Raw genomic sequence first — 11,993 nt, 5'->3', positions numbered from 1 at the left:
GTTGTTTCTGAGCCTTTTGCAAATTCCCTGTGGGAGCGAGCCTGCTTGCGAAGGCGGTGCGCCAGCTGAATGATTTTCGACTGACACTGCGTATTCGCGAGCAGGCTCGCTCCCACAGTGGATCTTCGTCAGGTTCGAGAGGATTTTCGCGGTATCCTGCGCGCACTGAATACGGACGCTTTTCCATGCTGGTGATTTCCAACAATGTGCATCTACCGGATGCCGAGATCGAATTGACGGCCATTCGCGCCCAGGGTGCCGGTGGGCAGAACGTCAACAAGGTCTCCAGTGCCATGCACCTGCGCTTCGACATTGCGGCCTCGTCCTTGCCCGAGTTCTACAAGGAACGGTTGCTGGCGCTGCGCGACAGTCGCATCACCAGCGACGGCGTGTTGATCATCAAGGCCCAGCAATACCGCACGCAGGAGGCTAACCGGGCCGATGCGCTGGAACGTCTGGTGGAGTTGATCGTCAGCGCCACCAAAGTCGAGAAGAAACGTCGCCCGACCAAGCCGACCCTCGGTTCAAAGAAGCGTCGGCTCGAATCGAAAACCAAGCGCGGCAGCATCAAGGCCGGGCGCGGCAAGGTGGATTTCTAGTCTTCGCGGTATTTCGCCGTGTGCTTGTACAGGTACACGCTCAGCGCCAGGCCACTGAGCGCGGCGAGGGCGGCGAACAGGAAGATCGAGGCGAAACCGAATCCGGCAGCAATGGCCCCGGCCAACGGCCCGGTGATCCCCAGCGACAGGTCGATGAACAGCGAGTAGGCGCCGACTGCCGCGCCCCGGCTGGACGCAGGCACCAGATTCACTGCCTCTACGCCCAGCGCCGGGAACACCAGCGAGAAGCCGAAACCGCTCAGTGCCGCGCCCGCCAAGGCCCAATGCGCATCCGGCGCCAGCCACAGCAGCAACAGCCCCAGTGTCTCTACCGACAAGCAGGCAATCGCCACGCGGAAGCCGCCGAGGCGATTGATCAGGTTGCCGAACAAGAGCCGCGCGCCGATGAAACTGGCGCCGAACAGGCTCAGGCACAACACCGCGTTGTCCCAATGTTGCGTGGCGTAATACAGGGTGATGAAGGTGGCGATGGTGCCGAAACCAATCGAGCCCAGCGCCAGTCCGCAGCCGTGCGGGAAAACCCGCCCAAGCACATGCATGAACGGCAAGCGCTCACCGGCGACCACCGGGGCGGCGGTTTTCGGCCACGCCAGCAGCAGGCCCAGCACGGCCAGCAAGATGATGCTCACGCCCATGCTCCACAAGCCCAGTCGACTGACCAGCCACACCCCGAACGGCGCGCCGATCGCCAGTGCGCCGTAACTGGCGATGCCATTCCACGAGATGACTTTGGCGGTGTTCGCTGCGCCGACGCGGCCGATGCCCCAGCCAATCGAGCCGGAGCCAACCAGGCTTTCGGCGCTGCCCAATACCAGACGCCCGATCAACAGGCTGATCAGGCTAAGCACCGGCAGGTTCGGCGTCCACGCGGAAATCAGCATGAACACGCCGCTAAGGCCACAACCGGCCAGGCCATACATGACGGCCAGCTTGCTGCCCTTGTTGTCGATGATCTTGCCGGCGTACGGGCGGCTGAGCAGGGTGGCGAGGTATTGCACACTGATCACCAGCCCGGCGACGACCGCGCCAAAACCCAGATCACTGTGGACATAGCCCGGCAGCACCGCGAGCGGAATGCCGATGTTCAGATAACCGATAAAGGTGAAGAGGACGATGGAAACAACCTGCAGCGTAACCTTCATAGGGCGCTGGGGCTCGGACATAGAGGACGACATGGGGAAAGATCCACGGGAGCAGCACAATAGATAGGCTGCTCATGATACCGGCGAGAAAAAATCTGGGGCGGGAAAAGTAAAACTATTTGCCTGGCGGCGACTTCATGGTTTGGCGGGAGCAACCAGTTGCGTGGTGACCAGTGCAGCGAGGGCATTTTCTTCGCTGCCGAAACGGGCGAGCAGGGCGGCTTGTTTCTCGGGAGAGAGGCGGCTCCAGATCTCGATCATTTTCTCGGTGGCGCCGATCAGGACGGCAGCTTGGCTTTCGGAGAATTCGTCGGTCATGGCGGGCTCGGTTCAGGCAGTGTGGAAAGCGCATCTTAGCGCTTTCCACACGGTCTGTACGGCGGGTGTTGCTTACTCTTCGCTGTCGGCCGGACGGCTCTCAGCAGCTTCTTCAGGCTCGGCCTGTGCGGCGCCGGCTTGTTGCATGGTCGTCTGCTCAGGCTCGTGCAGGCTTGGGAAGGGGAGATTAGGAATCTCGTGCATGGTTGCGCTCCTCGCTAAGTCTGTTGATAGATCTGGTAGATCCGCGCTTTCAGAAAGCCTGCGCAGGATACAGCAGGAAAAATGACAATCAGACTTTTAATTCAATTTATTGCGACAAATGGCCGCAGGGGGAGGGCGGGAAGCAAAAGATTGCTGCAAAAACAAATGCAGGAGCTACCGCAGGCTGCGATCTTTTGATCTTGCTTTAAAAAAGATCAAAAGATCGCAGCCTGCGGCAGCTCCTACAGGGTATTGCGGTGTTACTTGCAGACGTCGGCGATTGCGTCGGCCAGCAGCGCCAGGCGTGTCGCATCGATGCCGGCAACGTTGGCCCGACCCGAACTCACCATGTACACACTGTGATGCTCGCGCAGTTGTTTCACTTGCTCCGGCGACAGGCCGGTGTAGGAGAACATCCCGCGCTGCACGCCAATGTGTGCAAAACGCTCGCGCAACCCGTGCGGCTCCAGCGCTTCGACCAGGCCGCTGCGCAATTGCGCAATACGCAAGCGCATGGCTTCCACTTCGTCGGCCCAACGGGCTTTGAGCTCTGGATCAGCGAGGATCGTCGCGACCACAGCTGCACCATGATCCGGCGGCGTCGACCACAAATTGCGGGCGATGTTGGCCAGTTGGCTGCGGATATCGATGAGCTTGTCGGCGCTTTTCGCGCAGACGATCAGCGCACCGGTACGGTCGCGATACAGGCCGAAGTTTTTCGAGCAGGAACTGGTGATCAACAGCTCAGGCAGTTCAGCGGCGAATAACCGGGTTGACCACGCATCCTGCTCCAGGCCATCGCCAAAGCCCTGATAGGCGAAGTCGATCAGCGGCAACAAATCACGGCTGCGCACGACGTCCAGCACACGCTGCCAGTCGTCATGGCTGAGGTCAAAACCGGTCGGGTTGTGGCAGCACGCATGCAGCAACACCACGTCGCCCTTCGGCACTTCATTGAGCACCGCGAGCATCGCTTCGACGTCGAGACGGTTGTCGCTGCCCACATAAGGGTAGTGACTGGCCTTGACCCCGGCCGCCGCAAAAATGGTTTCGTGGATCGGCCAGGTCGGATTGCTCAGCCATACACCTTTGCCCGGCAGGCATTGGGCGATGAAGTCGGCAGCCAGACGCAGGGCACCGGTGCCGCCCGGCGTCTGAGTGGCGCCTGCACGCTGCTCGGCGAGCAGTTTCGAACCAGCGCCAAGCACCAGCTCGTTGATGACCTTGCCGAACAACGGATTGCCGTGGCCACCGATGTAGGTTTTGGTGTCCTGGCTTTCGACCAGCCGCGCCTCGGCGATTTTCACCGCTTCAGGGATCGGCGTCAGGCCCTGGGCGTCCTTGTAGACGCCAACGCCCAGGTCGAATTTGCGCGGGTTAGGGTCCTGCGCATACGCCTCCATCAAACCGAGGATAGGGTCGCCGGGTACCCGGCCGATGGCGTCAAAGTGCATTACTTGCGTCCTTCAGCGGTCTTGGCCACTTCATCGGTGCGCGCGGCCATGATGAAGTCGTTGCGGTGCAGGCCTTTGATCGAGTGGCTCCACCAGGTCACGGTAACTTTGCCCCATTCGGTCAGCAGGCCCGGGTGGTGACCTTCGGCCTCGGAGATCTCGCCGACGGCGTTGGTGAAGGCCAGCGCGTGCTTGAAGTTTTTGAACAGGAACAGTTTTTCCAGTTGCATCACGCCATCGCGGACTTCGATGTTCCAGTCAGGGATCTGCTTGATCAGGATCGGCAGTTCTTCGTCGCTGACTTGTGGCGCATCGGCGCGGCAGGCTTCGCAGTGGGCTTGGTTCAAAGTAGACATGGTGGGCTTCCTGAAATCTGGAGGTGTTTTTTTATATTGGTCGTCAATGCCGCCACGCTAAAGCAAAGTGGCGGCAACTGACAGACTCACTTGTCAGCAAAAGTGGCGGGTCACGCCGCTTTTGGTTTTGGCGGAAATTTCGGCGCGTGCAGACCTAGCTGCATACCTTGTCTGACCATGGCCATGATGTCTTCATGGGCCACATCGAACAGGCGCTTGAGGTTCGGCAGGACAAAGTACAGCGGTTGCAGGATGTCGATGCGATACGGCGTGCGCATCGCTTCCAGCGGATCGAATGCCTGATGCTCGGGCTCGTCCGACAACGAATAAACAGTTTCTTTGGGCGAAGACAGGATGCCACCGCCGTAGATGCGCTTGCCTTGCGGGGTGTCGACCAGGCCGAACTCGATGGTCATCCAGTACAGACGCGCGAGATAAACGCGCTCTTCCTTGGTGGCTTGCAGGCCGAGTTTGCCGTAGGTGTGAGTGAATTCGGCGAACCACGGGTTGGTCAGCAGCGGGCAGTGACCAAAAATCTCGTGGAAAATATCCGGCTCTTGCAGGTAGTCGAGCTCTTCGCGGGTGCGAATGAACGTGGCCACCGGAAATTGTTTGCTGGCGAGCAATTCGAAGAAGGTCTGGAAAGGGATCAGCGCCGGTACACGGGCGACCTGCCAGCCGGTGGTCTCGCCGAGCACTTTGTTGATCTCGCCCAGTTGCGGAATGCGGTCGTGGGGCAGACCGAGTTTTTCGATACCGTCCAGGTACTCCTGGCACGCACGACCCTCAAGCACTTTCAGTTGGCGAGTGATCAGCGTGTTCCACACCGCGTGTTCTTCGGCGGGGTAGTCGATAAAACCTTGCGCATCGGGCTCGCGGGCCACGTATTGCGTCTGCTTCATACTGCTCTCCTGCTAGGGGAATTCGTTCTTGTTATGTCCAGCGATGGACTCAGAATTACCTGAGAGCGCGTTGATGTGCAGCAGGTTGAATCACCTGCGCGTAGGAAATTTCTCTTTAATTCGTAAAGTAATCGTTACGCTTTGACGAATATCTCGCGTTTACAGTGATTCACGGGTTTGAAAAGGTCGGTAGCTGTCACATAATCTTGACAACTATCTGCGTGCCTCGGCAGAAAGTATCCCCTGTGGGAGCGAGCCTGCTCGCGAATACGGTTTGTCTGAGACATCACTGCTGAATGTGACGCCGCCTTCGCGAGCAGGCTCGCTCCCACAGGGTCTGTGTTCAACCTTTTTACTGGTCTGTCGGGTCATTTATATGCGTATCAAAGTCCACTGCCAGAACCGCATCGGCATCCTGCGCGACATCCTCAACTTGCTGGTGGCGTACGGGATCAACGTCGCGCGCGGCGAGGTCGGCGGTGAGCATGGCAACGCGATCTATCTGCATTGTCCGAACCTGATCAATATCCAGTTCCAGGCGCTGCGGCCGAAATTCGAAGCGATTGCCGGGGTGTTCGGCGTCAAGCGGGTAGGGTTGATGCCGAGCGAGCGCCGGCACATGGAATTGAACGCATTGCTCGGTGCGCTGGAGTTTCCGGTGCTGTCGATCGACATGGGCGGCTCGATCGTCGCCGCCAACCGCGCGGCGGCACAGTTGCTCGGCGTGCGGGTCGATGAAGTACCGGGGATTCCACTGTCGCGCTATGCCGAAGATTTCGATTTGCCGGAACTGGTGCGAGCAAATAAATCGCGAATCAACGGCATGCGGGTCAAGGTCAAGGGCGACGTGTTTCTGGCCGATATCGCCCCGCTGCAATCGGAACACGACGACAGCGAGGCCATGGCCGGTGCGGTGTTGACCCTGCACCGCGCCGACCGCGTCGGCGAGCGCATCTACAATGTGCGCAAGCAGGAGCTGCGCGGGTTCGACAGCATTTTCCAGAGCTCCAAAGTCATGGCCGCAGTGGTGCGTGAAGCACGGCGGATGGCGCCGCTCGATGCACCTCTATTGATAGAAGGCGAAACCGGCACGGGCAAGGAGTTGCTGGCGCGCGCCTGTCACCTCGCCAGTCCGCGCGGGCAGTCGCCACTGATGGCGCTCAACTGCGCGGGTCTGCCGGAGTCGATGGCCGAGACCGAACTGTTCGGTTATGGCCCTGGTGCTTTCGAAGGTGCGCGGGCCGAAGGCAAGCTTGGTCTGCTGGAATTGACGGCAGGGGGGACGCTGTTTCTCGATGGCGTGGGTGAGATGAGTCCGCGCCTCCAGGTCAAACTGCTGCGCTTTCTGCAGGACGGCTGCTTCCGTCGCGTTGGCAGTGATGAAGAGGTTTATCTGGATGTACGGGTGATTTGCGCGACGCAGGTGGACCTGTCCGAATTGTGCGCGCGGGGCGAGTTTCGCCAGGATCTGTATCACCGCTTGAACGTGCTGTCGCTGCACATTCCACCGCTGCGCGAATGCCTCGACGGTTTGACGCCGCTGGTGGAGCACTTCCTCGATCAGGCCAGTCGGCAGATCGGCTGTTCGCTGCCGAAACTGGCGCCGGCGGCGATGGATCGGCTCAGCCATTACCACTGGCCGGGCAACGTGCGGCAGTTGGAAAACGTGCTGTTCCAGGCCGTTTCGCTGTGTGACGGCGGTATGGTCAAAGCCGAACATATTCGTCTGCCGGATTACGGCGTGCGTCAGCCGCTTGGCGATTTTTCGCTGGAGGGCGGGCTGGACGAGATCGTCGGGCGCTTCGAGAAAGCCGTGTTGGAGCGATTGTATTCGGAGCACCCGAGCAGTCGGCAGTTGGGCAAGCGACTGGGCGTCTCGCACACGACCATTGCCAATAAATTGCGAGAGTATGAGGTTGGCAAGTCTGAGTCATAGTCAAAAACTCCATTGGCTTTGATGGCCTCTTCGCGAGCAGGCTCGCTCCCACAGTTGCAATGCATTCCCCTGTGGGAGGGAGCCTGCTCGCGAAGGCGGCATTGCAGACAAAGTCGGTGTCAGCCTTTGCCACCTACCGGCACAACACCGCCGGTTTTTCGACTTCGATACATTTCCCCTTTCCCCGCAATCCCCCTCAAGTCCTTTGTTTGCCGGGCTTCGCGCTGCCAGAAAAAAGTTGGTCTGCAAATTGCTTATGGCTCAGCAGTACAGCAGTGGGCGGCAAACGTCCGGCATGCAGAGGAAAGAGCGTGGACAAGTACCTTTATGTAGCAATGACCGGCGCGAGCCAAAACGCGCTGGCGCAAAGGGCTCATGCCAACAACCTGGCGAACATTTCCACCAACGGTTTTCAGCGCGACCTGGAGCAGGCGCGTTCGATGCCGGTGTTCGGTGACAGCTTTCCGGCGCGTGCGTTTGCCATGAGCGAGCGGCCCGCCACCGACTTCACTCCGGGCTCGCTGGTGCAGACCGGACGTGACCTGGACGTCGCCGTGACCGGCAACGGCTGGATCGCCGTGCAGAACCCGAGCGGCGGCGAAAGCTACGTGCGCACCGGCAGCCTCAACGTCGATGCCCTCGGTGTATTGCGCGCCGGCAACGGCATGCCGGTGATGGGCAATGGTGGTCCGATCGCCGTGCCGCCCGAGCAGCAGATCGAAGTCGGTGAAGACGGCACCATCAGTATTCGTGCGATGGGCGAAGGCCCGCGTGTGATGGCCGAAGTCGATCGGATCAAACTGGTCAACCCGGACATCAAGAACATGAATAAAGGCCTCGACGGCTCGATCTACACCAAGGACGGCCAGCCGGCGCAGGCTGATGCCAACGTCAAACTGGTGTCGGGTTTCCTTGAGTCGAGCAACGTCAATGCCGTCGAAGAGATGACTTCGGTGCTGGCCCTGGCCAAGCAGTTCGAGTTGCACGTCAAGATGATGAACACCGCCAAAGACGACGACCAGGCCATGGCTCGGGTCTTGCAGATCAGCTAATTATCAGAACGTCGCGCCGTAAAACAGGCGCACGAGGAGAATCGAATGCTTCCGGCTCTATGGGTTGCCAAAACGGGTCTGTCCGCTCAGGACACTAACCTGACCACCATTTCCAACAACCTGGCGAACGTCTCGACCACGGGTTTCAAACGTGACCGCGCCGAGTTCCAGGACTTGCTGTACCAGATCAAACGCCAGCCAGGCGCCCAGTCGACTCAGGACAGCGAACTGCCGTCGGGTCTGCAAGTGGGTACCGGTGTGCGCATCGTCGGCACCCAGAAAAACTTCACCGCCGGCAGCCTGCAGACCACCGAGCAACCGCTGGACATGGCCATCAACGGTCGCGGTTTCTTCCAGATCCTGCAGCCGGACGGCACCACGTCCTACACCCGTGACGGTACGTTCCACCTCGACTCCAATGGCCAGATCGTCAACGCCAGTGGTTTCGCTCTGGAGCCTGCAATCGTTATCCCGAACGACGCGCAAACCTTCACCGTCGGCAATGACGGCACCGTTTCCGTCACGCTGCCGGGCAACGCTGCCTCGCAAGTGATCGGCAACCTGCAGACCGCTGACTTCATCAACCCGGCCGGTCTGCAAGCCGTGGGCAACAACCTGTTCCTGGAAACCGCCGCTTCCGGCGCGCCGCAGGTCGGTACTCCGGGCCTGGCCGGGTTCGGCACCACGCTGCAGAACACGCTGGAAACGTCCAACGTCAGCACCGTTGAAGAGATGGTCAACATGATCACCACTCAGCGCGCTTACGAGATGAACTCCAAGGTGATCTCCACCGCCGACCAGATGCTCTCGTTCGTAACGCAGAATCTGTAATCAAGTCTATGAGGCGGCCATGAGGTCGCCTGCAACACCGTGAGGTAGGGTCATGAATCGCTTTGTATCTGTTCTGGCATTGAGTGGGGTCGTCTCGCTCGCGGGCTGCGTCGCCCCGACGCCCAAGCCCAATGACCCTTACTACGCTCCGGTGTTGCCGCGCACGCCGTTGCCGGCGGCTGCCAACAATGGCTCGATCTATCAGGCCGGTTTCGAGCAGAACCTGTACAGCGACCGCAAGGCGTTCCGGGTCGGTGACATCATCACCATCACCCTGAACGAGCGTACCCAGGCGAGCAAGAACGCCAACTCGCAGATGGACAAGAACAGCGACAACTCGATCGGTTTGACCTCGTTGTTCGGTTCCAGCCTGACCACCAACAACCCGATTGGTGGCGGCGACCTGAGCCTGAACGCCGGCTACAGCGCCGACCGCTCGACCAAGGGTGACGCCAAGTCGGGACAGAGCAACAGCCTGACCGGTTCGATCACCGTAACCGTCGCCGACGTCTTGCCTAACGGCATCATCGCCGTGCGCGGCGAGAAGTGGCTGACGCTGAACACCGGCGACGAACTGGTGCGCATCGCCGGTATGGTTCGCGCCGATGACATTGCCACCGACAACACCGTGTCGTCGACTCGCGTCGCCGATGCACGCATCACCTATTCGGGTACCGGCGCGTTTGCCGACACGAGTCAGCCAGGCTGGTTCGACCGCTTCTTCCTCAGCCCGCTGTTCCCTTTCTAGGTGGCTACGTTGAATTTCAAGAGCCTCATGCTGGCTGCCGTTATGTTGTCGGTGGCCTTCACTGCACACGCCGAACGGTTGAAAGACATCGCCAGTATTTCCGGCGTGCGTTCCAACCAGTTGATCGGCTATGGCCTGGTGGTCGGGCTTAATGGCACCGGTGACCAGACGACGCAGACGCCGTTCACCCTGCAGACCTTCAACAACATGCTCTCGCAGTTCGGCATCAAGGTGCCGCCGGGATCGGGCAACGTGCAGTTGAAGAACGTCGCGGCGGTGTCGATCAGTGCCGATCTGCCGGCGTTCGCCAAGCCGGGTCAGCAGGTCGACATCACCGTTTCGTCGATCGGTAACTCCAAGAGCCTGCGCGGCGGCACACTGTTGCTGACCCCGCTCAAGGGTATCGACGGCAACGTCTACGCCATTGCTCAGGGCAACCTTGTTGTCGGTGGTTTCGACGCTGAAGGTCGTGACGGTTCGAAGATTACCGTCAACGTTCCGTCGGCCGGTCGCATCCCTGGCGGTGCGTCGGTTGAGCGTTCAGTGCCGAGCGGTTTCAACCAGGGCAACAGCCTGACGCTGAACCTCAATCGCTCCGACTTCACCACCGCCAAACGCATCGTCGACAAGATCAACGACATGCTTGGCCCTGGCGTCGCACAAGCCATCGACGGCGGTTCGATTCGCGTGACCGCGCCGCTCGATCCGAGCCAGCGTGTCGACTATCTGTCGATCCTGGAAAACCTCGAAGTCGATCCGGGTCAGGCCGTCGCCAAAGTCATCATCAACTCGCGCACCGGCACCATCGTCATCGGCCAGAACGTGAAGGTTTCGCCAGCCGCCGTGACTCACGGCAGCCTGACCGTGACCATCACCGAAGACCCGATCGTCAGCCAGCCAGGTCCGTTGTCCAACGGCCAGACCGCTGTTGTGCCGCGTTCGCGAGTGAATGCCGAACAGGAAGCCAAACCGATGTTCAAGTTCGGCCCGGGCACCACTCTCGACGAGATCGTTCGAGCGGTGAACCAGGTCGGCGCGGCACCGGGCGACCTGATGGCGATTCTTGAAGCACTGAAACAGGCCGGTGCGTTGCAAGCCGACCTGATCGTGATCTGAGGACGGCCACTATGGATATGCGCAAAAGCGGTCTGGTCGGCAGCAGCGATTCGGGTTCCTACTCCGATCTCAATCGTCTGAATCAGCTCAAGGTCGGCGACAAGGACAGCGATGCGAACATGCGCAAAGTTGCGCAGGAGTTTGAATCGCTGTTCCTCGGTGAAATGCTCAAGTCGATGCGCTCTGCCACTAATGCGTTGGGCGAAGACAATCCGCTGAACACGCCGGCGGCCAAGCAGTACCAGGAAATGTACGACCAGCAACTGGCCGTTTCCATGTCCCGCGAGGGCGGTGGTATTGGCCTGGCCGACGTGCTGATGCGCCAGATGTCGAAGAACAAACCGATGGCGCCGGGCGAAGCTGAAGCCGCCTCTGCTGCCAAGCAGGAAGCCGCGAAAGCCGCTGCCGCTAATGTCGCCACGCCGATTGCGGCCGGCACCGTCGGCACTGGCCCGTTGTCACGCCTCAATGGCGAGCGCCCGCTGTGGGCCTCGCGTGCGGTGCATGCGCCGAACACCCAGCTCGCGCACAGCAATGACATGGCGCTGATCAACCAGCGCCGTCTGGCCTTGCCGCCGAAACTGGCTGATCGTTTGCTCGCAGGGCTGGTGCCGTCGGCAACGCCTGCCGCGACAACTCAATTGCCGCAACGCGCCACGACTGCTGCCATCACTGGCACAGGCCCGCTGTACAACGGCGACTGGCTGGCGCGTGCCGAGGCCGAAAAAGCCTCGGGCGGCCAGATGCAGGTTTACGGCCGTGCGGTGGCGCAGATTCCGCTGGCGCCGGCGAAAAAAGCCTTCAGCTCTGCCGACGAATTCGTCAACACCATGCTGCCGATGGCCAAGGAAGCCGCCGACCGTATCGGCGTCGATCCGCGTTACCTGGTGGCGCAAGCCGCGCTGGAAACCGGTTGGGGCAAATCGGTCATGCGCGCGCAGGATGGCAGCAGCAGCCACAACCTGTTCGGCATCAAGGCGAGCAGCAACTGGCAGGGCGATTCGGCCCGGGCAATCACCAGCGAGTTCCGCAATGGCGCCATGGTCAAGGAGACGGCCGAGTTCCGTTCCTATGCCTCGTACAAGGACAGCTTCCACGATCTGGTGACTTTGCTGCAGTCCAATAATCGCTATCAAGAAGTGCTGAAGTCGGCCGATAACCCAGAACAGTTTGTACGCGAGTTGCAGAAGGCCGGTTACGCAACCGACCCGAACTACGCGAGCAAGATTTCGCAGATAGCCAAGCAGATGAACAGTTTTGAAAACTACGCTGCGGCGGGCGTTTCCACCACGCCTTTATAAGGCACAAGGTATA

At 60.2% G+C, this 11,993-nt stretch carries 13 protein-coding genes; 7 read left to right on the top strand and 6 right to left on the bottom strand.

What is annotated here, in order from left to right; all coding sequences use genetic code 11:
• Nucleotides 1–185 precede the first annotated feature (185 nt).
• Nucleotides 186–599 (top strand): alternative ribosome rescue aminoacyl-tRNA hydrolase ArfB, encoded by a 414-nt coding sequence (gene arfB, locus JJD74_RS01765; RefSeq protein WP_042558179.1) that lies wholly within the window; start codon nucleotides 186–188, stop codon nucleotides 597–599.
• Here the strand turns inward: arfB and JJD74_RS01760 are convergent.
• The 6 genes from JJD74_RS01760 to phhA all read right to left on the bottom strand — a co-directional run bounded on the left by JJD74_RS01760 (nucleotide 596) and on the right by phhA (nucleotide 4,996).
• The gene (locus JJD74_RS01760; RefSeq protein ID WP_200610954.1) at nucleotides 596–1,783 is read right to left on the bottom strand and encodes an MFS transporter; all 1,188 of its coding nucleotides are present in this window, start codon (nucleotides 1,781–1,783) and stop codon (nucleotides 596–598) included. The two genes, arfB and JJD74_RS01760, sit on opposite strands and share 4 nt — an antisense overlap.
• 114 nt (nucleotides 1,784–1,897) lie before the next feature.
• Nucleotides 1,898–2,080 (bottom strand): hypothetical protein, encoded by a 183-nt coding sequence (locus tag JJD74_RS01755; protein ID WP_042558181.1) that lies wholly within the window; start codon nucleotides 2,078–2,080, stop codon nucleotides 1,898–1,900.
• A gap of 72 nt (nucleotides 2,081–2,152) precedes the next feature.
• On the bottom strand, nucleotides 2,153–2,284 hold the full coding sequence (locus tag JJD74_RS31110; protein ID WP_258558327.1) for a hypothetical protein: 132 nt from the start codon (nucleotides 2,282–2,284) through the stop codon (nucleotides 2,153–2,155).
• A gap of 260 nt (nucleotides 2,285–2,544) precedes the next feature.
• Nucleotides 2,545–3,738 (bottom strand): amino acid aminotransferase, encoded by a 1,194-nt coding sequence (locus tag JJD74_RS01750; RefSeq protein WP_042558182.1) that lies wholly within the window; start codon nucleotides 3,736–3,738, stop codon nucleotides 2,545–2,547.
• Nucleotides 3,738–4,094 (bottom strand): 4a-hydroxytetrahydrobiopterin dehydratase, encoded by a 357-nt coding sequence (locus JJD74_RS01745; protein WP_042558183.1) that lies wholly within the window; start codon nucleotides 4,092–4,094, stop codon nucleotides 3,738–3,740. The genes JJD74_RS01750 and JJD74_RS01745 overlap by 1 nt, the downstream gene beginning before the upstream one ends.
• Before the next feature lie 110 nt (nucleotides 4,095–4,204).
• Nucleotides 4,205–4,996 carry a phenylalanine 4-monooxygenase gene (phhA, locus tag JJD74_RS01740; RefSeq protein WP_042558184.1) on the bottom strand — a complete coding sequence of 264 codons (792 nt, stop codon included), beginning with the start codon at nucleotides 4,994–4,996 and terminating at the stop codon, nucleotides 4,205–4,207.
• 376 nt (nucleotides 4,997–5,372) lie between these two features.
• Here phhA and JJD74_RS01735 point away from each other — a divergent pair, with 376 nt between their 5' ends.
• From JJD74_RS01735 to flgJ, 6 genes are all read left to right on the top strand, one after another.
• Nucleotides 5,373–6,932 carry a sigma-54-dependent phenylalanine hydroxylase transcriptional regulator PhhR gene (locus JJD74_RS01735; protein ID WP_042558185.1) on the top strand — a complete coding sequence of 520 codons (1,560 nt, stop codon included), beginning with the start codon at nucleotides 5,373–5,375 and terminating at the stop codon, nucleotides 6,930–6,932.
• 311 nt (nucleotides 6,933–7,243) lie between these two features.
• A complete protein-coding gene (locus tag JJD74_RS01730; RefSeq protein ID WP_042558186.1) occupies nucleotides 7,244–7,984 on the top strand; it encodes a flagellar basal body rod protein FlgF in 741 nt (246 codons plus the stop codon).
• A 45-nt stretch (nucleotides 7,985–8,029) separates the two neighbouring features.
• The gene (gene flgG, locus JJD74_RS01725; protein ID WP_042558187.1) at nucleotides 8,030–8,815 is read left to right on the top strand and encodes a flagellar basal-body rod protein FlgG; all 786 of its coding nucleotides are present in this window, start codon (nucleotides 8,030–8,032) and stop codon (nucleotides 8,813–8,815) included.
• 52 nt (nucleotides 8,816–8,867) lie between these two features.
• Nucleotides 8,868–9,563 (top strand): flagellar basal body L-ring protein FlgH, encoded by a 696-nt coding sequence (gene flgH / locus JJD74_RS01720; protein ID WP_042558188.1) that lies wholly within the window; start codon nucleotides 8,868–8,870, stop codon nucleotides 9,561–9,563.
• A gap of 27 nt (nucleotides 9,564–9,590) precedes the next feature.
• Entirely contained in the window at nucleotides 9,591–10,679 is a 1,089-nt protein-coding gene (locus tag JJD74_RS01715) for a flagellar basal body P-ring protein FlgI (RefSeq protein WP_228732622.1), read from the top strand.
• Nucleotides 10,680–10,690: 11 nt separating this feature from the next.
• Nucleotides 10,691–11,980: a flagellar assembly peptidoglycan hydrolase FlgJ gene (gene flgJ / locus JJD74_RS01710; protein WP_042558190.1), complete on the top strand. Its 1,290-nt coding sequence runs from the start codon at nucleotides 10,691–10,693 to the stop codon at nucleotides 11,978–11,980.
• Nucleotides 11,981–11,993: the final 13 nt, after the last annotated feature.

Source organism: Pseudomonas sp. MF6776, assembly GCF_016613125.1.
GTDB lineage: Bacteria > Pseudomonadota > Gammaproteobacteria > Pseudomonadales > Pseudomonadaceae > Aquipseudomonas > Aquipseudomonas iridis.
Note: the sequence above shows the minus strand (reverse complement) of the source record. Positions and strands in the feature narration are given on the sequence as shown.

What these genes read in the sequence shown, in the direction of transcription:
- flgH (WP_042558188.1), top strand. Translation starts at nt 8,868, where the DNA reads ATGAATCGCTTTGTATCTGTTCTGGCATTGAGTGGGGTCGTCTCGCTC.
- JJD74_RS01745 (WP_042558183.1), bottom strand. Translation starts at nt 4,094, where the DNA reads ATGTCTACTTTGAACCAAGCCCACTGCGAAGCCTGCCGCGCCGATGCG.
- flgG (WP_042558187.1), top strand. Translation starts at nt 8,030, where the DNA reads ATGCTTCCGGCTCTATGGGTTGCCAAAACGGGTCTGTCCGCTCAGGAC.
- JJD74_RS01735 (WP_042558185.1), top strand. Translation starts at nt 5,373, where the DNA reads ATGCGTATCAAAGTCCACTGCCAGAACCGCATCGGCATCCTGCGCGAC.
- JJD74_RS01760 (WP_200610954.1), bottom strand. Translation starts at nt 1,783, where the DNA reads ATGTCCGAGCCCCAGCGCCCTATGAAGGTTACGCTGCAGGTTGTTTCC.
- JJD74_RS01715 (WP_228732622.1), top strand. Translation starts at nt 9,591, where the DNA reads ATGCTGGCTGCCGTTATGTTGTCGGTGGCCTTCACTGCACACGCCGAA.
- JJD74_RS01750 (WP_042558182.1), bottom strand. Translation starts at nt 3,738, where the DNA reads ATGCACTTTGACGCCATCGGCCGGGTACCCGGCGACCCTATCCTCGGT.
- JJD74_RS31110 (WP_258558327.1), bottom strand. Translation starts at nt 2,284, where the DNA reads ATGCACGAGATTCCTAATCTCCCCTTCCCAAGCCTGCACGAGCCTGAG.
- phhA (WP_042558184.1), bottom strand. Translation starts at nt 4,996, where the DNA reads ATGAAGCAGACGCAATACGTGGCCCGCGAGCCCGATGCGCAAGGTTTT.
- arfB (WP_042558179.1), top strand. Translation starts at nt 186, where the DNA reads ATGCTGGTGATTTCCAACAATGTGCATCTACCGGATGCCGAGATCGAA.
- JJD74_RS01755 (WP_042558181.1), bottom strand. Translation starts at nt 2,080, where the DNA reads ATGACCGACGAATTCTCCGAAAGCCAAGCTGCCGTCCTGATCGGCGCC.
- flgJ (WP_042558190.1), top strand. Translation starts at nt 10,691, where the DNA reads ATGGATATGCGCAAAAGCGGTCTGGTCGGCAGCAGCGATTCGGGTTCC.